13 protein-coding genes and 1 tRNA gene are annotated in these 20,034 nt (G+C 48.5%); 6 read left to right on the top strand and 8 right to left on the bottom strand.

Annotated features, from left to right (window positions below; translation table 11 throughout):
• The first annotated feature begins 85 nt into the window (after positions 1 to 85).
• Both AACZ40_RS02615 and AACZ40_RS02610 read left to right on the top strand, forming a co-directional pair.
• Positions 86 to 532 (top strand): transposase, encoded by a 447-nt coding sequence (locus AACZ40_RS02615; RefSeq protein WP_339673139.1) that lies wholly within the window; start codon positions 86 to 88, stop codon positions 530 to 532.
• On the top strand, positions 529 to 930 hold the full coding sequence (locus AACZ40_RS02610; protein WP_291169233.1) for a transposase: 402 nt from the start codon (positions 529 to 531) through the stop codon (positions 928 to 930). Before AACZ40_RS02615 ends, AACZ40_RS02610 begins: the two co-directional genes overlap by 4 nt.
• On the opposite strand, the gene AACZ40_RS02605 is transcribed toward AACZ40_RS02610, so the two are convergent.
• From AACZ40_RS02605 to AACZ40_RS02590, 4 genes are all read right to left on the bottom strand, one after another.
• On the bottom strand, positions 916 to 2,256 hold the full coding sequence (locus AACZ40_RS02605) for a hypothetical protein (protein WP_291175748.1): 1,341 nt from the start codon (positions 2,254 to 2,256) through the stop codon (positions 916 to 918). The genes AACZ40_RS02610 and AACZ40_RS02605 overlap by 15 nt on opposite strands.
• A 311-nt stretch (positions 2,257 to 2,567) precedes the next feature.
• On the bottom strand, positions 2,568 to 3,614 hold the full coding sequence (locus AACZ40_RS02600; RefSeq protein WP_291175751.1) for a heme-binding protein: 1,047 nt from the start codon (positions 3,612 to 3,614) through the stop codon (positions 2,568 to 2,570).
• A gap of 85 nt (positions 3,615 to 3,699) precedes the next feature.
• A complete protein-coding gene (locus AACZ40_RS02595) occupies positions 3,700 to 6,294 on the bottom strand; it encodes a family 16 glycoside hydrolase (protein WP_291175753.1) in 2,595 nt (864 codons plus the stop codon).
• A gap of 214 nt (positions 6,295 to 6,508) precedes the next feature.
• Positions 6,509 to 7,216, bottom strand: a complete 708-nt coding sequence (locus tag AACZ40_RS02590; RefSeq protein WP_291175755.1) for a hypothetical protein — start codon at positions 7,214 to 7,216, stop codon at positions 6,509 to 6,511.
• Positions 7,217 to 7,700: 484 nt separating this feature from the next.
• Between AACZ40_RS02590 and AACZ40_RS02585 the strand changes: the two genes are divergently transcribed.
• Both AACZ40_RS02585 and AACZ40_RS02580 read left to right on the top strand, forming a co-directional pair.
• The gene (locus tag AACZ40_RS02585) at positions 7,701 to 8,303 is read left to right on the top strand and encodes an ECF-type sigma factor (protein WP_291175758.1); all 603 of its coding nucleotides are present in this window, start codon (positions 7,701 to 7,703) and stop codon (positions 8,301 to 8,303) included.
• Positions 8,284 to 10,428: a serine/threonine-protein kinase gene (locus tag AACZ40_RS02580; protein ID WP_291175761.1), complete on the top strand. Its 2,145-nt coding sequence runs from the start codon at positions 8,284 to 8,286 to the stop codon at positions 10,426 to 10,428. The genes AACZ40_RS02585 and AACZ40_RS02580 overlap by 20 nt, the downstream gene beginning before the upstream one ends.
• 57 nt (positions 10,429 to 10,485) lie before the next feature.
• Here AACZ40_RS02580 and AACZ40_RS02575 read toward each other — a convergent pair whose 3' ends face one another.
• The 4 genes from AACZ40_RS02575 to AACZ40_RS02560 form a co-directional block, all read right to left on the bottom strand.
• A complete protein-coding gene (locus AACZ40_RS02575; protein ID WP_291175763.1) occupies positions 10,486 to 11,397 on the bottom strand; it encodes a hypothetical protein in 912 nt (303 codons plus the stop codon).
• Positions 11,398 to 11,408: 11 nt separating this feature from the next.
• Positions 11,409 to 12,434 carry a DUF1559 domain-containing protein gene (locus AACZ40_RS02570; RefSeq protein WP_291175765.1) on the bottom strand — a complete coding sequence of 342 codons (1,026 nt, stop codon included), beginning with the start codon at positions 12,432 to 12,434 and terminating at the stop codon, positions 11,409 to 11,411.
• 271 nt (positions 12,435 to 12,705) lie between these two features.
• Positions 12,706 to 13,128 carry a hypothetical protein gene (locus AACZ40_RS02565; RefSeq protein WP_291175767.1) on the bottom strand — a complete coding sequence of 141 codons (423 nt, stop codon included), beginning with the start codon at positions 13,126 to 13,128 and terminating at the stop codon, positions 12,706 to 12,708.
• 1,469 nt (positions 13,129 to 14,597) lie between these two features.
• Positions 14,598 to 14,682: transfer RNA gene (locus AACZ40_RS02560), tRNA-Ser, on the bottom strand.
• A 509-nt stretch (positions 14,683 to 15,191) separates the two neighbouring features.
• Here AACZ40_RS02560 and AACZ40_RS02555 point away from each other — a divergent pair.
• On the top strand, positions 15,192 to 18,830 hold the full coding sequence (locus AACZ40_RS02555; RefSeq protein ID WP_291175769.1) for a tetratricopeptide repeat protein: 3,639 nt from the start codon (positions 15,192 to 15,194) through the stop codon (positions 18,828 to 18,830).
• Positions 18,831 to 18,908: 78 nt separating this feature from the next.
• The gene (locus AACZ40_RS02550; RefSeq protein ID WP_291175772.1) at positions 18,909 to 19,955 is read left to right on the top strand and encodes a tetratricopeptide repeat protein; all 1,047 of its coding nucleotides are present in this window, start codon (positions 18,909 to 18,911) and stop codon (positions 19,953 to 19,955) included.
• The last annotated feature ends 79 nt before the right edge of the window (positions 19,956 to 20,034 follow it).

The raw sequence follows: 20,034 nt of genomic DNA, 5'->3' as shown, positions 1-20,034 counted from the left end.
CTAGAAGCTGTCTCAAAAGGTCAAAAAAAGTGAACTGTTTGGCGTGACGTTTGCGTGTAATGTTCTCCGGAAAGGAGAATTTCTCATGTATATGACACTGGTTTGGTGGCCGAAACGACATCGGTCTTCCACAAACTCAGTGTCCAGGACGGATCGCACAGTCGTTTTAACCGATAAACAATGGAGTTTGATTGCAGACCTTTTTCCCTGGAAGCCTCCTGCGGAAAAAGGGGGGCGTCCCAAGGTCCATCCTCGTGATTGCCTCGAAGGAATCTTATGGGTGCTGGTCACGGGAGCCCGATGGAAAGATTTACCAAAAGAATATCCCTCTAAAGCGACCTGCCATCGCCGTTTCCAACAATGGACCAAGGATGGAATCTTCCTGGTTGCCTGGCAGCGAATACTGGAACAGATGGATGAAAACAGCCAGCTCAATTTGACAGAAACCTTTGCTGACGGCACGTTTGCCTCAGCAAAAAAAGGGGTAATAAGATCGGGCCTACCCGCCGTGGCAAAGGTACTAAAGTTATGATTCAAGTTGATCGTCATGGCACCCCCGTGGCGATCGACACAGCTTCGGCCAGTCGCAATGAAGTGATTTTGATCGAGCCATTGCTTGAAAAAATGACAATGCAAAATCGACAAACCGAGCGTCTGGTCTATGACAGGGCCGCCGATTCGGACGGATTGCGTGATCGTCTTTGTGAGCAGGGAATCGATTTGATTTGTCCGCATCGCAAGGGCCGTGTGAGGCCTGTGAAACAGGATGGCCGCAAACTCAGACGGTACAAACGACGCTGGATCGTCGAGCGAACCATCGCCTGGCTCCACAATTACCGGCGGATTGTGACACGCTGGGAATACCATGATTATCTCTACGAAAGCTTTGTTATACTCGGATGTCTATTTACACTATTAAAACGGTTTTGAGATGACCTCTAGTGAAAATGCAGGTAGACTTTCAACCGGCGACCCCAACCCCGTCACCTTTGCTTCCACGCACCCGTCACATGAGTCGTCAGTGAAGTGCGCAGCAAAATAGCCTCCATTTTCAATCGCATTTGCGAATGCTGACGGACTTAGGGTATTCAGATCAGTTGGTACTTGTGTGATCGAGCCGTTCGGGTCCACGCGATGCCGGATGTTGACATATTCCGGCGACAGGCGGTCAGCACCAAATGCTGGTATCTCAAGGCTGGACTCCGCAAATCGATTTCGAGGAAGACCACCACCGGGTCTAACGATGTTTCGTACAGGCGGGACCTCGAAGTGAACGATTTGGAATTTGTTAGTAATGGAATTGCGCTGTGCTACTGTTCTCACGAGTGAAGTTGCTGGTTCAGGAACTACTAACACGGATGAGCCGACCGGAGATAGCTGTGTAAGTTTCCCCCCATTGGTGGAGTCTCGTACGTAAGGAAAACTTGTCAAGTCAAATCCGGCGGGAAGGGGAAGTCCGCCTTCGTTGGCAGAGAGCCGGTGTGTCATCCGCAACTTTTCATTGCGATGATACTCGGAAAAGTCGATCGAAATATCCCGACCATCCAAGCACTCTTTCCCCGAGAATAGTTTGTGAACAGGAAAGACATAGTCCGCATCGTTCGCACCATCATGGCCTCCTTGTACCGAGCCTGCGGTACCTGGCTTAGCCCAACGGGCCAAAAAAGCCGCGTAACGAGCTGGCAGGACACAGATAGCCTCGCTCCCATTCTTTGGTAGTACCCAAAAGCTCCTGCGCCTCGCGTCGTAATTGGGTTTAGAAGTCCCAATCCTGGCAACACCTGTTCGCGAATAAGCTACATCAGCATGTCGAAGGTGTGGTGTTCGGCTTGCTATACGGTACTGGTAAGCAAAAACGGCGATAAAGGTATCGTCCAGATCTGTGCGGTCAGACACCAGGCTATAAATGAAATTTTCGATGACATCCAACTCTTCCAGCGTCGGGTAGTTCTTTGAATTTCCCGATGGATTTCCGTTTGAGGTTGGATGGACGGCAGGTGACGCCAACGCATGGTAAAACAAGCTTTGCGATGGGCTGCCGCCAGTAATCGCTCGGTCGGCAGTCGCGTGAAAGTCTTCTAATCCTGGCTTCGTGCGATTGATTGATGAGAGAGGTGCTGTCAATGCTGCGAGAAGTTTCGGACGCGACGACTGAATAATATCCAATTCTCCCCCTGTTGCATCCAGGAAATAATCTCTCCACCCACGTCCCTCTAAACGATCGCAAATATCTTTAACGTCATTGATGATAGGCATGGTTGTTTCCTTTACGCAAATTCACTGAACTTTTATGAGATTTTGGGATACGTAGATCGATTGCCGTAGCAGAAAGGCTCGGCGTCCGCCAAAACGAAGAGCCTAACAAAACCTTGCTTTAAAATTTCGTGTCATTACCAAGTGATTTGTTATAACGGACCGCCGGGTCACAAGATTCGATGTAGTTAATCGTGGATTAGGCAACACTTTTGATCTGACCGTTTTCTTACCTTAAGGGAGCGGACAGTTCGGTTCTCATGGTCGCACCTTTTTTTATCACTGCTTAAACGACAAAGCGTTCTGAACGCGGCTTAGCTCTGTATGGCTGGAGCGACTTCAACCTCAGCCTTTGAAGGTGCTACCTTCTCCATTGTATTGATGCTAATGTGTGGCCAACGTATGAGTCCCGGCAAGCCATCGCGTCGACTGAAAAAATCAAGCAAGACTACCTGGAGATATTGAAGTCGCAGTTTTGGTTTCCCATGCTTGTCTTTTTCGACCAGTTCTTGAATCCAGAAAGTTGACTTCATCGACGCTGCATTGGCCTGCCGGACGACGAACGGGATATTGTGAATGCCTCCGGTCTCCACAGTTGTGTCGACTGATAGCGTTGTCGTTCGTTTGATTTCGACACCTTCATTGGCCGCTCTCAATAGGTCGGTGGTTCGATGGGGAAGAAAACCCGGAAAGGCTGGATCGGACACCACTCCTTTGAACGGATGATCGATGAAATTCTTGTAAGGGGATAGGTAAGGATTCCCTTCAACGTCAGGCGAAACTCCGACAGGCAGTCCACTGACTTCATCAGGAATATCTGGAGGGCCGTCTTCGACTTTGCTCTTCCCCAGTGCAAGCACCGAGTCTCCGTGAGGAATGGTCGCAAGTCGACCAACATCCAGACCCAATGGCGTTTCGTTCAACATATAAAGCCAAAGTCCCGGTTCGTGGTGAATTGGTAAATCGGCGGGGCCTGCTAACCCACTATCGGGAAAATCCGCGGCGCTAATCTGTTTGACCTGTTGTTCATAGTCGAGCGTGACGACAAACTGATCGCTTTCTTGTGTCGTGCCAGAGGATTCGTCAACGCTAATTCCGCGATTGGGCACGCCTTTGTCTATCAACGAGAAAGTCAGCACCTCGTTGTACTGATTCATCATTAAACGATAATTAAAACCCGCACCTGGTGCCGTCGCAAACGGCAACGCGATAATATTCCAGCCTCTTCCTGAAAGGTTTGGCTCATTCTTCCAGATGCCTGGCAACAGCTTAAGCGGACCAAGATCATCATCACCCGTATCTGCTGGAGCGAGATAACGCCGCTGACCTTTCATTTTCGACAGGATAATTTCTTTTTTCATTTAGTTCTCCCGGGGTAAGAGATGAATCAAAGACTCGGTCTGAACAGAAATTCTGTCCCACTATATAACCAACACTGCGAAGTACCTAGATACGTTTGATCCGGATACTTCGATATTGAACGACCTCGGTGTGACATTGCAATCCAATGAATCCTCGACGCAATGCATTGCCGATTTCTCCCTCACAAACGATTTCGTTATTGCACCTGACCGTGATGTCTTGACCTTGGACCTGTATTACAAAGTCGTTCCAGTAACCAGGACGCCCATCGCGGGGACTGATGGCTCGACTGCACGAGCGAGTAGCAGGCAGTCGCCCGTACAGAGCACCAGTCTTGTGTCGGGGACTGCCATTTGCATCCGAGACGACATCAAAACCTCTTTCGTCGATCTGTACTTCTAATGCTTGATCGTAGAAACCGCCCAGGAGGAACAAGTTCCCAACCGGTTCAGGAGCACGCAGAAAAATTCCACCATTCGCGTAGGGTGAAAACGTTCTCCATTGAAGTCGCAGTTCAAAATCATCAAATTCTTCGGAGCTGAAATAGAGAACGCCAAGCAGCGGATTTTGGTTTTCCACACCTGCGTTTAGTATTGTTGGTTGGCCTGTTTCTGGAATAGTAAGAAAGTTAGCTGCGTCAGCGCTCCGCCAATTGCTGAATGTGCCATCGAAAAGGTCGTCGAAGCCACTCTCCGTAACCGAAACTGTTGGACTGCTAGTGAATCGCGAGGTTATGCCGCGCGCTATTTTCCTGGCAAGCGCCAACCCTGTTGGAACCGGATTGGCCGATCCCGCACTTGGAAACAAAGACTGGTCGCACGCATAAGCGTTTGAAACATGATGAAAACGTCCGTGGACATCCGTAACCGATCCGTAGGGATCCGTACCCATCCACAACGTTCCGCACTCATGATAAGTCGTTCCAATGCCATCCTGCTCCACATTGCTGTCCGTGTAATATCGAACTTTATTACCGGACGCCAAAAACTCTTCAAGTGTTTTAAATCGTGATCCTGTTTCGGAGATCGGTACATCGAACATCTCTGCAATCAATTGAAATGCTGCAGTGGTTTGATCTTCGCGTACCGCACGATCCGATGGTGTTTCAACAATCCGCACGAAGGCCCGTGGAACACGTTCGATGATATTGCCAAATCCATCCATAAATAGCTCGTCTGACACACCGGGGACCGGCGTATCCATCCAACTGAACAATTCCGCTGACGGAATGGTTTTCTCCCGTTCTCCAAACATCTCTCCGCATGTCCGAATACCAATCGCAATTAACTCGTCATTCTGAGCCTGCAGAATGTCTTGAATCTCATCGAAATTCGGAAGCAAGCGATATAGATATTCCTCAGCATCTAAAGGCCCTGATCCAGAATTTGGCGGCACATTAGCCGATGCGTAAAACTGAAAATGGAACTCGCCCTGGCGGCCTTGTTGTGTCACCGTCCGAGACCGACCTGGAACATGCAATGCCGCATTACCCAATGGGGCACCCGTAGGCATGGACAAAGCCTCTCGTTTCACTTGCCAAACATGATTTCCACGTACGTGCGCCATCAGGTTTCGTCCCATCAACTCTGGTCCCACGCCGATGGGACGCCGAAACGAATTAAGCGCGATGCGTGTCGATTCAATCGCATGCCCCGCCAATACGACCATGCCGCCCGGATTGATTTCAAAATTCTCAATCGAGCGAATGGTTTTCGGCGCATTGCGATCAAATGGAACTCCGGATGCAATCCGATCGACCAACGCGACGCGAACCCCGGTAGCGATACCTTGATCCATGGTGACTGATGTGACGTGTGCATTGGGGACTAAAAATAGGCGGCGATTTCTATCGTCACCCTGATGGTCACGTCGGATGGCGTCCAGCAGCAGGATCAGACTGGAGTACTTATCAAACCCAAAAAGCCCCGATTGGGGGCCCGTTCCTTGGACTGCAACTGGTGGAGGCAGTGGAGTCATCAAGTGCGTTCCATTGCCGTTACCCAGCGTCACCTCGCTAGCAACCGCCTTTGCTCGTGTAAGTAATGTATTGTACAAGTCGCCTTGAATGAAATCCGTTGACTCAGACGCTCCAATTTCCCACTCGACGAACGGATAGCCATCATCGATCTCTTCAGGCGGCACCCCCGTTTGAAACAGGTAATCGACAACTTCTTCCGGCCAGGGGCTATCGGCACGTCGCAAGTTGTCTTCAAGCAAACGCGGTGTCCACCCGCCCCAGAAAAGCGATTTCCCGCCCACGCATTTCGCATGATCAACAAGATTTCCCGCGTTCAAATAGTGGGCAGGTTCCTCAATTTGCCGCTGCGACGTGGGTCCGACCAACGGCTCAAAAACGAGGCTACCGAGGTCACCGGTCCGCGTCAGATTTTGGATATGTTCAGATATCAGAAACGGCCCAGATTCGAGCACAGCGATCCGAGGTGCCGCCGACCCAAGTGCTTGTCCAAACTCATGAAGCTTGGCAGCAAGGTAGGCACCGTACATTCCTGATCCGACAATAACGATATCGAACCCGCGGGTTCCGCGTGCGTCTTCCAACTCTTCCCAAGTATTGCAAGCGAATCGGGCCACACCATCAACAGAGAAGGTCGTCGCTTGGACGTCCCGTATTCCATTACCAAAGAAGGAGCCCGTCTCGGCCAGTTTTTTCAGCGCCATGCCTGCCCCCAGATTTTTAATGAAGTTCTTTGTGATGAACTAAAGATTGTGTAAGGAACTCAAGGGGTCAGACAATACGCAACATCTCTGCGCTTTGGCAGGCTTTCCCCAGGTTATGGCAACGACCTTTGAGCTGATATCCGTATTGATCGTAGACAATTGGCGTTCCTGATCGCCGATATACTAAAGTTGGCAGACGCGTCACCCTATTCGATTACTGCACTATCTCTACCGGAACTTCCACAACAAGGTCATTACCATAAAAAACTTGAACGGTATCGTAGTCACCATTGACCTTGCTGTAACTGACCGGTTTCCAGACCACGAACTGTGGCCAAATGCCAGGACGTTGATGGAGATGAATTTCCATCTGCAGAATCCTCGGGTTAATCCCCTGCGGTATTCTTGGAAGCAGCAGTACATCAACTCCAGGGTTCGGAACCTGCACTTCACCGACAAGATGGAACTGGTCAGGCCTGGGTGGCATCGTGTTGTTCCATGCATACCAGTCACGAGTCACTATGTTGCTTGTCGAAATGACACCTGCTTGAGTTTCGTTCGTTCGGCTCAGGCTGACCAGATCGCATTCTTCAAGATTAATAGAAGCTTCTCCCAGACGAACGCATGAAACACGATTGAAGTTGGGTACAGCCTGAATCAGAGCGGCAACATTTCCTCCAGAGGATACCTCAACTTGAATCGAACTGCCCTCGGTCGAGATATTGCCAGAGGCCATCGGCGTACCGTTGACAAAGAGACTTGCAAGTGCCCAGGTATTCGGGCATAAGCTGCTTTCAACATTTCGCAGGACAATCATTTTTGAATGAGGGCCCTTGATCGAATGTATCAGCAACGCGGATGCTCCTGACTCTCCCACACCACCTCTGGCAACTGAAGTACATGCTCCCGAATCAGCGGACATAAGAGTTACTCCCAATCACGTGTAACATGATGTGTAATCCAGCTCACTTATCTCTAAAACGTTAAGGGCATACTTTGCCAACGTTAAGAATTACATAAGAAGCCAGAGGGAAGCCAATGAATATTTCCAGATGATCTCTCCAATATTAAATCGCAAAATAGTTCCACGAGAGATCATTTAATTTGAAAATTCCTGCTGATAAGAATGATTTCAGCAGGGATGCAGCTTGCTTCAGTGCAAATCATTTCATGATTCACCAATATTTTCTCTGCAAGTATGAGAGTCATTCATACTTCCACTGCGCGAACCTGGATGGTAGATATTCCATGTAAAACACAGGAAAAACGCCTGAGGATAATCGGCTTAAATTCTTACAGAACAAGGAAGATTACTCTCTAACGAAACGGTATACTGATGGAATTGAGTATGCCAAATACTGAAGGGGCCATTTTTTTCTGTTCCAATTTCAAATCAGATATTAAACATGGATAAAAACGAAGAGACTCCTGTTTCAAACTGGCTGGACACACTGGGGAAGGATCAGAAAGATACAGTCCAGGGGATCTGGGATGAGTTCTATGAAAAATTGATTCGCTATGCAGAGACACGTGTCAATACTTTCCCGACCGCCACACTGGATGCCGAAGACATCGTGCTTTCTGTCTTCGAAAGCGTGTGGGCTGCTTCACAAGAGGGCCGTTTCGACTCAGTGCAGAACCGAGACGAATTATGGTGGTTATTGATTGCCATGACCCAGAGAAAGGCTGTGAACCACATCCGTCGCGAAACAGCCCAAAAACGAACCTCTGTCAACGGCAAATTGCCAATCTCAATGACTTCACTCGAACATTTTCAGGTATTTGTAGCAACAGATCATTCTCCAGAATACTTCGTGATTATGGAGGAAGAATATCAGCGCGCTTTAGGGAAACTTTCTGATGATGTTTTGAAGAAAATTGCGGTTTATAAGATACAGGGTTACACTCATGAAGAAATCGGTGAGTTATTGGATATTTCCCCTGCAACGATAACTCGAAAAGTGCGACTGATCAGAAAAATATGGAGCCATGACGAATCCCCCCTATAATCCCGTAGATGATGATGATCTTATGGCAGTTGCCATAACGATAGACCGCATCTGTGACAGTTTTGAGTCATCCTGGAAACAGGGCCGCGCCCCCCTGATTGAGAGTTTCCTCAACGAAACAGCCGGGAAAACTCAGTCGATTGTCTTTCCAGAATTAATCAGATTGGACATTCATTATCGAAGTCTAAACGGCACCCTGATCTCTCTGGATGAATACCAGTCTCGGTTTCCCCAGTACAGTGAGATCCTGCAGGATTTTTCCTCGCAGCTGGCCGACTCACATCAGCAGATCCGCAGAATCGGCCGCTATCGTCTGGAGAAAATAGTCGGTCGAGGTGCCTTTGGCGTAGTCTGGAAGGCCTGGGATGAAGAGCTACAGCGGATCGTCGCTGTCAAAATCCCGCGAAATCAATCACTGTCAGAACAGGAAAGAAACCGTTTTTTCCGGGAAGCCCGCTCTGCAGCCAGGCTTTCTCATCCGGGAATTGTATCGATTTATGACTTTGAAGAGATCGACGGGTCTCCCGTACTGGTAACTGAGTATATCCAGGGCTCGACCTTGCGCGACTGGACGCGGCATCATGAAGTCGATTTTATCGAAGCGGCAACCATCTGTCGTGATCTGGCCAGTGCGCTGCATGCCGCGCACCAGGAATCAGTCATTCATCGGGACCTGAAACCGAATAATGTTCTGATAACTGAGGACGGTCAGGTTCGTATTACTGATTTTGGACTCGCCAAACGCTCCGATGTCGAATCAACGATTGCCGTGGCTGGCGCCATCATGGGGACCTTCTCATATATGAGCCCGGAACAGGCTGACGGCAAAGCCTCCTCGGTCGATGGTCGGTGTGATATCTATGCCCTGGGGATCATTTTATATGAATTCCTGGCAAATCGGGTTCCCTTTAAGGGAAGCACCAGCCAGCAGATGATATCTCAGATCCTGCATACCGAACCGGTTCCCCCCCATAAATGGAATGCAAGTGTCCCCCGTGATCTGGAGACGATTTGTCTGAAAGCCATGAGCAAAGTCGTCAGTGATCGCTACAACACTGCCAGTGAACTTGCTGCCGACTTGCAGCGATTCATCGAAGACAAACCGATCACGGCACGTCGACTTGCACCGCAGGAAAAATTATGGCGCTGGGTTAAACGAAATCGATTATTGAGCGCCGCCTGCACTACGATCTGCCTGCTTCTCCTGAGTGGTATGACTGCCATGATGGTGATGCATGATGACGGAAAATGGCAGGTCAACGTCCATACGGATCCTCCGGATGCACGTATCCTGGTCTACCCTCGCGATCCCATCAGTGGGGAACCTGATACAAGCATCAAATTTGAAGCAGATGGTACCACCCCTAATACACTGCGTCTGGCTCCCGGTGAATACTATGTAGTGGCGATTCTGGAAGGGACGCCGCGGTTTCACCACGTGTTTCGCAAGGTGCCTCCCCGTGGGACTGAAACCCCCATCGGGAGTACCAAAAACAGGTTCTGGCAAAAGACAGGCCCAGATACGATTGATTGGCCTGAAATTATTATTCCAACCCAAAGAGTTCTGGATGAGATGGTATTGATTAAAGGAATCGAGAATAGCGTTCCAGACCTGTTTGTCTCAACTAAAGAATTCACAAATCGAGACTACTTAATTATTCGCCCGGATACATCTTCCTCGAAGCTAGCCCGACAATCACCTCCGGACGAACCTTATTATCCCAAGGGGCAGGATTTAGCCATTCATTTTGCTGAAGAAGCAGGTGGTCGATTGATGACCGACAAGGAGTTCGAACATATTGTTCATTCTATCCCTTCGTATCCTGACCTGCAGAATTTTCTTCAAAAGGGAGCTGAATGGACCGCTTCCCGAGCGACGCCGGAACAGATCAAATCATCCGATGTGGCACTAGAACTGAATCCAGAATTTCGTACTTCCAATTTTATTGGCCTTTCTGTCTTCCGAGGAGATATTTCTCACCAGATTGGCAGCAAATTAAATGCGAAACCAACCGCTTCGTTTTCAGTTAAAGCCGCAGTTTGTTATGGTCGAAGTTCTGAGATTGGTTTTCGCCTTGTCCGTCTGGCTGGCTCAATCCCTCCCAAAAAACAACCCCCAAAATAAGATAGCTCAGGATCCATACCTTGGGGGCGGTTTAAACTAAGATGTTAACTCAACTTACTACTTAGAATTTTTCTGATCCTGGCAGTCTATATTTCTATCTTCAGGTTTGACTTCCTCTTTAAATCGAATCAGGAATTGGGAACCAGCGTAATTGATAAACGCGTATTCACGGCATTTACCATCAGAACTATCAGGCATGTAATAGGTAGCTCTTTTCTCGGAATAGGAATAGGGAAGCATAACTGGAATCTTGTCCGCTTTTCCATATACTTCAAATCCATACCAGAAATAGTATGCGTCAGATTGTTCGGTTGGATTTTCAGATTTCGAGGCACATACGAAAAATACCTTTGCATACTTTACACGCGACATTGGTGTTCCAAATTGCAAAATACGTGTTTCTAATATATCGTAATGTAGCTTAGTTTCAGGGGGATAGAGATCCAGCCTGGCGGTAGGACTAGCTGGCAAAGGATGCATATAGTGAGTGATCGGGGGTTCAACGGAGCTTTTTTTCTGGTCATTCTTATCTTTTGGAATAAATCGTGGTGAGCATGCGCCACAACCACTTGATCCATTACAAAATTCTTGTGGATAGGTTGCAGTTTCGTCATAAGTATCATACTCAATCACAGAAACAGCAGTGGCAGCATTACAGTCTGTATCATACTGATACTTATAGGCCATCCACATCCAGAGATCTACACCGACTGGTGCAAGGCGAACTTGGTTACACACGCAGGTTATCAACTTGGGCTCTTCTGTCTTATCCTTGGCAACACTCTGGTTTGCATCACCTGCCAGGCAAAAGAACAAGAAACAGGTTCCCATAGAAAAAGTGAGTTTAAAACGATTCATCATTGTTGGCCCTTTTCGTTGTGAATTATGCGAAAGCACAGGATAGTTTGTAGGAATAAGTGAGTACTCTTCAAAGACAATTCCGGTTTCAGGTATTGATTTCTGATTCACTCCTTTACTGGTTAATATTCTCCCAGCACTTTTCCATCGTTGCGGGTACAGAGAAGTTTCAAAGTTTCCAGATTCATATTTTCGCTCAGAAAACGTACTGAGCCGTCAGTGAGCAGACATTGAGCCCCTCCACTGTGCGCAGAAATCAAGGGGTTGTTAGGCCCCCCGTCAGTATGAATTCCCGGCAATCCCCCGTCCTTGGTGCCGATGGGGTAGCGAACGGTCGTCAGATTAAATACAGGGAAGGCCGGCGTGAAACCCCCGGGCCCCAGCAACAGCGGCGGCGTCCCGATATTCACAGTCCCCGTGGCCCAGCCACTGGGATTACCCGCATCCACGCGGATTTGCACTCCCGACTTTTCAACAGTACTGGAAATCTCCCCCACCACAATCGTATTAGAAGTACCATCTGTGATATCTCGGATCGTGACAGTTCGATTAGGAACCAGCACACCTGTAGCTGAAACTCTGCCATCCAGGTGAGGCAGACAACACATGGAATTTGATGATGCGGGAAAGAGATCGTCTGAAAATGAATTCCTGCTCCCTGAGACAGTGCCGGTATTCGTCGCCCCAGAGATACCGGCATAATGCGGCATCGTCATATTAACTCCCGGCAATAAAACACCGTTGACTCTCTCATTCAGTGGACTGGAAGGGCACAGCATGACCATCATCTTGACATCAGCTGTGAGAGCCGGATTCAGGGGGGTGAATCCACAGCTGGCGATCTCATGGTCATACAGCTCATAGAGTGCTCCATATTCAAGATAGGGGAGCAAGCCAACCCACCAGCTGGAGCCAAATCCGAAATTCTGGTTTCTGACTCCCAGAGGAAAATTCTGAAAGGCGCTGTGATAGTTCTGAAGTGCCAAACCAACTTGTCTGAGATTATTTTTGCACTGTGAACGCCGCGCTGCCTCCCGTGCCTGCTGAATCGCAGGCAGCAGCAGCGCAATCAGAATTGCGATGATAAAGATTGCGACCAGAAGTTCGATTAGTGAAAATCCACGTCTTTGATCAGGTGTGCTTATCATACCCAGGGCCCTTGATTTTATACATATATTCACATTCTGGATATTATGGGGTGTTTAAATTGGAATAACAAGTACTCCCCTGAAAATTTAAAAGTGAGTGCCCTGACTCTGCTTCATGGTTCCAGCAGTTTCTATTCTGAATATCCGGTCGCGCCCCGTTAGCGATATTTCCACAACATCAATACCGAAAAATAATTAGATTTCTGATCAGATCAGATCGATTATTTTAGAAAATTCAGACTAACCTTCTTTTTTCTGACATGCAACTGGTTCAAAATACGGTTCGTTTGATCTGACACTTCAGGAGCCGTTCTGAACAGTGCTTTTCTGGTTTGTGATGAATCCGCAAATAGGTATGGCTTCCAAGCTTAGATAGGGACTCCACAAATTTGTCCGTTTTAGTTTGCAGCTCCGCAATCACAGCGTCTACCAGGGCCAATGCAACCTCATCTGAAACGATTCGCTGCATCAACGTCAGCGGGAAACGGACCGAATTTACTTCAGTACCTGATTGAGCAATGGGCCCCCCAAAATCAAAGAACTGCGTTGTCCGAACGATTGTATAAGGAATCGTACCCGCTTTGATCAATTCTTTCTGAGCCAGCGTCGCAAGGAAATTCTGCCTCGACTTCTCAATGAATTGCAGCGAAGCCTGGCTTCCGAACAATGGTGAATTTGCAATATTTATGATCACACATCTATGTCTGTCATAACTTCAATCAATCCTTCGCCTGTGATCGTGTTGACTCCTGAAGACGGTGATGCCGCAATCACCTCATGGCCGCGATCCCGCAGTATACTCACCACTTTCAATCCGATTAATCCACTTTCTCCGATGACTACGATTTTCTTGACTTACCTTTCTCTCATAATAGTTATTTTGAAAATGACTCTGATTAAAAACGGGCACTGCAGGTTTCGAATTCACTCGCTGAAGCTGCCCGGAGCCTGGGAGTCCACATCTCTCAGATTCGTAAGTAAATGGAAAGTGAAATTCATGCTACGGGACAAAGGTCGCCATCTTTGACAGAAGATGAAAAAGCAGATCTGAAGCGGCTACGTGAAGAAATACATCGACTTAAAATGGAACGGGATATTTTAAAAACAACCACCATTTTTTTGCGAAGAAAAATCAAGAAAGTTTGCCTTTTTCGAAGAAAACGACCAGTCCTTTGAACTCACTGCCATGTGTCAGATCTTCCAGGTTTCATGGAGCGGTTTCTCTACCTGGAAACGACGCGAGTCGAGTATCCGTCACCTTCGTCAGCAGAAACTGCTTGAAGAAATCCGTGTGATTCATCATGAAAACCGCCAGGTTTACGGCTCATCTCGCATTCATCAGGATCTCCAGGAACGAGACACAATTGTAGAGTGTATAACGTAGTAAGATTGATGCCGGAAGCAGAAAAATATGCCAAAACAACGAAGATGATATGTGTCACTACAGATTCAAATCACCAGTTGCGAGTGGCTGAGAATCTGGTGAATCAACAGTTCGACTCTCCCACGTAAGCCGACCAGATCTGGGTGAGTGATATCACATCTTCCTGGACCGATCAGGGTGGGTTGTATTTGGCTGCCGTGCTTGACTTATACTCCCAGAAGGTTTTGGACTGGTCGATGCCAAAGACCAGGAATGCTGATTTGGTATGCGGTGACTTGAAGATGGCTATCGGCGGGCAGCATACATTCCGTCACACTTTTATATCGCGAGCCCTCGTGGCAGGAGTTCCTGAGGCAATTATCCATAAATGTGTGGGGCATGTTGTTCTTAAGGCACTGAAACACTACACGCATATTGCTGATCAGGAGTCACAGTCTGCGATGGAAAGGTTGAATTGGCCGGACGCATAGTGTCTGGCCAGGAAAGAGTATTTAGAACGAGACGGCGACCTTAAGTACTTCGTTCTTTGAAAAACACAGGGCCGGGGGCTCTATAATTTTCAGAGTCCCCGGCCAGTATTTAATTGTGGCCGGATGGATCAGGCCCCTTTGTACGACAACAATATCAAAACTTTTTTCTACAGGGGGGGGCACAATAAACCAGATTTCTACGAAGCAGATTTCTAATCAGCACAAATCTAGCACAAAATCAGAATCTTCAATTCCGGTTGATTGTTTGGTCCTACAAAAAAGTCAAAAGCGGTCATGTACAAATGAATGCGGAGAGGGGGGGATTCGAACCCCCGGTACCTTGCGGCACACCGGTTTTCGAGACCGGCACATTCGGCCACTCTGTCACCTCTCCGATTGGCTGATCCCGGATTCGAGATCAGCCTGTCATTTATTCGAACTGACAGCATAGTCAGATCTTTGTGCAGCGTCAAATTCGAACGACAGTACTTTATTCTGCCCGCATTTGAGGTTGTCTGGCCGGGCTGCCAACTATCTTTGCTGTTTTGTCGTAAGAATTTCAGTGTGTCTTTGTCTCAAGATCCCTTTATACAGTCAGAACCTGTTGAACGACTGGAAATATAAACGTTTCCCTGCATCTTTCTTGCAGACTCCCTGTCGTCGGGATATGCTGTTATTTATAGATATTTTCTGTAAAGATTGGTTCACCATCATCTTTGGTAAATCATTTCACACAGAAAATAGCGATCTGACAGCGAACATCTGGTAGATGAAGTAGGTATAATGAGAGCCAGGGTATGTCCATGTTCTGTGTGGCAGCCTTCAAATTCGTGATATCACAGGTCTAGCATCCTCTCTTTCACGACCCCGGTTCATCCGTTTATTAGCGATGGAATTTATAATATGCGTCTATTCCATATTGTTTCAATCGTGAGTCTGTTTACGATTCTGACAACAGTCTCTTCTGTTACCGCAGAGGAGCAATATCTCGAGTTTCTTCAGGGATTACGTGATAAAAATTATCACGACACGGCATTAGAATACCTCGATCAAATTGCCGCTGACAAAACCACGCCAAAGAAAGTACAGGAACTGATTCCCTTTGAGCGGGCGATGACCCTGTTAATGTTTTCGCGTACTCAGCGTCTGCCGGAGGAACAGGAAGCCACATTAGACCTGGCACTGGCACAACTGGCATCCTTCACCAAGCAGTATCCCAATCACCCTATGGCGGGGACTGCCAATACTGAACGCGGTAAAATTATTCTGGAAAAAGCGGAAGTGGAAGGCCGCAAAGCGCAGTCGCCTGCGGAACAGAATAATAAAAAAGCGCATCAGGAAGCAGCACGAAAGCTGGTGGCACAGGCCAGGGACATTTTTCAAAAAGCCTATAATCTGCACGAAAAAACCTGGAAATCATTTCCTGCGACTTTCATCGATAAGCAGAAAGAACCGGAAAAATACGAAGCCCGGGCTAAAGCCGAAATCCAATTTATGAGTGCCCAACTGGATCTGGCGCAATGTACTTATGCCGAGGCACAGACATACGATCCCGGCAGTGCTGACTATAATCGGCTTCTGAAAAAAGCTTCGGAAGAGTATGCCAAAATTCACGAACGCTATCGCAGCCAGGTGGGCGGTTTGTATGCCCGTATGTGGCAGGGAAAATGTTTTGAAGAGCAGGGTGAACTGGGACGCGCCCTGGGGATCTACAATGAATTACTGGGACACCCAGGTAATTCCTCGGCGATTAAAGCATTAAAAGATAACTGCCTGCAGTTCCGGTTGATCTGCCTGAATGACGACAAGAATAAAGACTATGAACTGGTGATCAATGAAGCCGAACAATGGTTGAAAGAAAATCGTTCCCGCAGCCGCACAGCCATTGGCCAGGGGATAACCTGGGAACTGGCGCGTGCTCAAGAGGCTTTGGCGAACCAGGAAAGCACGAAAAAAGGTGATCAGGAACGGATTCTCAGGCAGGCTCTGGCAAATGCCCGCTTTGTGAATGCCTTCCGGGGCAAATATCGAGATGTTTCCCGGCTGATGGTAGGCCGCATCAATGCAAAGATTCAGGGGAATTCCGGTGGAGATCCTCAGGATTTTGCCACTGCATATGGCTTGGGTCAGGACCGTAATAAGCAGACGAAGGCCTTAAAAGACAAGCTGGCAGCAGCCAAGTCAGCAGCGGACAAGAAGAAAGCCCAGGTCGAACTGACGCAGTTTATGGAAGAAACGGCGCGGATCCTGCGGATTGCCTTGAAGCTGGCGGATAATAAAACGGACCCCAAAGAGCTGGATCATGCCCGCTTTCTGTTGAGTTATACCTACTATAACCTCAGACACAGTTATGAATGTGCAATTCTGGCTGAGCTGGTTGCCAGGAGTGATGATAAAGTCAATGGGGGCATGTCACTGGATGCAGCCTACCTGGCTCTGGCCGGTTATCTGCAGGCTTATAACGATTCCCCCAAGGATCAGCGCTACGTTGATAATCAGCATATGGAAGAGATTTGCAACCTGATTACCAGCAGATGGCCTGAAAGTGGTCGTGCGAATGACGCCCGGATCCAGCTTGGAAATATCTACAGCTCCACCGAACGACCTGCCGAAGCAGCAAAATGGTTTTCACAGGTTCCCCCCGCCGCGCCGCAATACACGGATGCCCAGATCAGGGCCGGTCAGGCATACTGGAACAGCTATCTGACTGCAATGTCGCGGCGATCCGAAACGAAACCGGAAAACGCAAAAGAGTGGTCTGAGCTAGCTGAAAAGCATCTCCGCACGGGAATCGCAGCAACATTGAAATCACTCCCTGCGGAAGCAAAGACTCCTGAAGATTTAACGGCCGCAAAAACGTCACTCGCACAAATTGCCTTAAACAACGGAAAATATCAGGATGCGATTGATATCCTGTCCAAGGATCCGCATGCGGTTCTGAAAGCCATCCATGTTGCAAAAGGAACCAAGCGACCTGCCAAAGGCGTGCAAAGCAGCGAGTTCGCAAATCTGGTCTACCAGCTGCAGCTGCGGGGCTATATTGGACTGCAGCAGATCGACCTGGCCCGGAAAGCGATGAAAGAGCTGGAAGAATCCGCTTCAGGTTCCGGTGGAGAATCCATCACGGAGATGTACCGTCAGCTGGGTGAGAAAATAACTGAAGAGATTGAACGTCTCAAGGCGGCTGGGGACACCAAGCGAATCGACGATGTTCGAAAATCGCTGGAAACATTCCTGACAGACATTTTCAAACGCAAAGATCAGACCTACGGCTCACTGGTCTGGATTGGTGAAACTTATTACGGCATGGGGCAGGGAGCCAGCGAAGACCCAGCGGTGGCACGGGGCTATTATGACAAAGCTGCAGCCGCTTTCGAAGAAATTCTGAAACGCCAGGCAGCAACAGGCGATTTTATCCCAGGTGATTTTCAAGTGGGGATCACCCTGCGACTGGTAAACTGCAAACGGGAACAGGGCGAATACGAAGCAGCTCTGAAACTGCTCGCCCCGATACTGAAAGAAAAAGAAAAATCACCGGAAGTACAGTTTGAGGCAGCAAATCTCCTGCAGACCTGGGCTTCAAGCGGTCAGGGTGACAACAGTAAAAAATATATGGATGCCATCAATGGAATGGAACTGGAAAATGGTGCGGTAATTAAAGGCTGGAATTATCTGGCGCGACTACTGCAGAATTCGATGGATACACCAGGTCGTGAAGACCTGAAAGAGATGTATTACGATGCCCAGTACAATAAGGTAGAGTCGCTGCAAAAGTATGCGATCGCCGTCAATGATGCTGAAAAACTGGAGCGTGCAAAATCCGAAATCAATGTGCTGGGCCAGATCAGCGTTGACCTGCCCGACGATGTCTGGGAACGGTTCAACAAGTTGTATCGACAGATCCAGGTTGATATGGGTGAAGATCCCCAGGATCTGGCGCGACGCGTGAGTGCCAGCGAAACGGTTGCCGCCAACGATGCGACTCCTCTGGAAACAGAAACGCCGGCGGATACCAGTCAGAAAGTGGCACAGCAGCCGGTGGCACAGGCAACGGGAGGATCCAATACGATGATCATCGTATTGCTCCTGCTGGTCGGCGTTGGTGGTGCTGCCGCGTTTTACTTCTTCGGAATGAAACCTGGTAAGAAATCAACAAGGCCTTCGTATCAGCTGGCAACCAATGTCACGATGCCTGCCGATATTCCGGCTCCTGCGCCTGCGAGTCCTAAACCAAGTCGATCCGCATCATCGAAGTCGGCGGCGCCCGGCGTCTCTGTAGAGAAATCACGCAGCAAAGCAGAACCCGAGAAGTCCAAGACCAGGCAGCCGACTGAGAAAACAGATTCCGACAAGAGTGAATCCGGCAAAGAAAAACGCAAGCTGACTCCGGAACAGATCGCTGCCCGCAAAGCAAAGCTGGCGCAAATGTCGCCTGAAGAAATAGCAGCCCGCAAAGCGGCGATTGCCAAAAAGAAGGCGGCTCAGGCAAAACAACAGAAACAGTCACGACCTCGTCCTGAAAATGAATCTCAGGATAGCTGATATTCAGCTGGTATGACTCTGAATAATAGAAATCATCTCGAGATGAGACATCAATTATCGTTGAGGAGCAACAAACTCATGAAACGTCCGTTCTGGTCAAGTTTGATTCTGCTGGCAGGAATTTCAATTCTGACAGCGTCAAATGCTACTGCCGCAGATACGATTTATCAATATGATGGCAGCAGCCCGTTGCTGGGAGATGTCACTGGTTACACGAAGACTGAGTTGACATTAAAACGCGGGGCCTCCGATGTCAAAATACCGGCGAATGAAATTGAACGCGTTCGCTGGGATGGAGAGCCTCCTCAGTTGAATATCGCCCGCAATCAGGAGCAGAATGGGAATTATGCAGCCGCTCTGGAAGAGTATAAAAAGGCAGAAGGCTCTGCGAGCCCGAATCTGAAAAAGAGTCTGCAGTTCATGGTTGCCCGTGCCACGGCCCGCAGTGCCAAATCGAATCCTGCCGGCCTGGATAATGCTATTAAGCTGCTGGATGATTTTGTCAAAGCCAACGGTGATCACTTCCGATATTATCCGGCAATGAAACTGCTGGGGGAAACTTACCTGGCGAAAAAAGACTATGCGGCAGCGAATTCGGCATTTGGTACAGTGGAGCGATCCCCCTGGAAAGATTACCAGATGGATGCCAAAAATATGAAAGCCCGGGTTCTGCTGGCCCAGGGAAATACCAAGGGGGCGCTGGCCGCTTTCGAAGCCGTTGCCAAAATGGACGGCAAGACACCAGGCGAACTGGCCACTAAGCATGCTGCCCAACTGGGAAGTGCGATTTGTCTGGAAAAAGATGGTAAACCTCAGGATGCCATCAAAGTTCTGGATCAGATCATCAAAGAAGTCAGTTCACAGCAGAGCAGTCTGCTGGCGGAAACGTATCTGAAAAAAGGGGACTGCTACCAGGCTTTAGGTGAATCAAAAGAAGCTCTGATCGCTTATCTGCATGTTGACGTGCTGTTTCCATCAGAACCCGCTGTGCACGCGGAAGCCTTATACCACCTGTCGAATCTCTGGGGAAAAATTCAGAAACCAGAGCGGGGTGCCGAGGCCCGGGCAGTGCTGCAACAACAGTATCCCGACAGTGAATGGACGCAAAAAGCCACTAAAGGTTGATAAATTGACAGGAAAGTCAGATTGCTGGCAAGATTCGTCAGGTCTTCCCTTTACAATACAATTTTGGCCTATAAATAAT

This window comes from uncultured Gimesia sp. (assembly GCF_963972345.1).
Classification (GTDB): domain Bacteria; phylum Planctomycetota; class Planctomycetia; order Planctomycetales; family Planctomycetaceae; genus Gimesia.
This window is presented reverse-complemented; position numbering and strand designations above follow the sequence as displayed.

Bases quoted from the DNA above. Each gene is read 5' to 3' on its own strand.
- AACZ40_RS02615 (WP_339673139.1), top strand. From the start codon at position 86: ATGTATATGACACTGGTTTGGTGGCCGAAACGACATCGGTCTTCCACA.
- AACZ40_RS02610 (WP_291169233.1), top strand. From the start codon at position 529: ATGATTCAAGTTGATCGTCATGGCACCCCCGTGGCGATCGACACAGCT.
- AACZ40_RS02605 (WP_291175748.1), bottom strand. From the start codon at position 2,256: ATGCCTATCATCAATGACGTTAAAGATATTTGCGATCGTTTAGAGGGA.
- AACZ40_RS02600 (WP_291175751.1), bottom strand. From the start codon at position 3,614: ATGAAAAAAGAAATTATCCTGTCGAAAATGAAAGGTCAGCGGCGTTAT.
- AACZ40_RS02595 (WP_291175753.1), bottom strand. From the start codon at position 6,294: ATGGCGCTGAAAAAACTGGCCGAGACGGGCTCCTTCTTTGGTAATGGA.
- AACZ40_RS02590 (WP_291175755.1), bottom strand. From the start codon at position 7,216: ATGTCCGCTGATTCGGGAGCATGTACTTCAGTTGCCAGAGGTGGTGTG.
- AACZ40_RS02585 (WP_291175758.1), top strand. From the start codon at position 7,701: ATGGATAAAAACGAAGAGACTCCTGTTTCAAACTGGCTGGACACACTG.
- AACZ40_RS02580 (WP_291175761.1), top strand. From the start codon at position 8,284: ATGACGAATCCCCCCTATAATCCCGTAGATGATGATGATCTTATGGCA.
- AACZ40_RS02570 (WP_291175765.1), bottom strand. From the start codon at position 12,434: ATGATAAGCACACCTGATCAAAGACGTGGATTTTCACTAATCGAACTT.
- AACZ40_RS02555 (WP_291175769.1), top strand. From the start codon at position 15,192: ATGCGTCTATTCCATATTGTTTCAATCGTGAGTCTGTTTACGATTCTG.
- AACZ40_RS02550 (WP_291175772.1), top strand. From the start codon at position 18,909: ATGAAACGTCCGTTCTGGTCAAGTTTGATTCTGCTGGCAGGAATTTCA.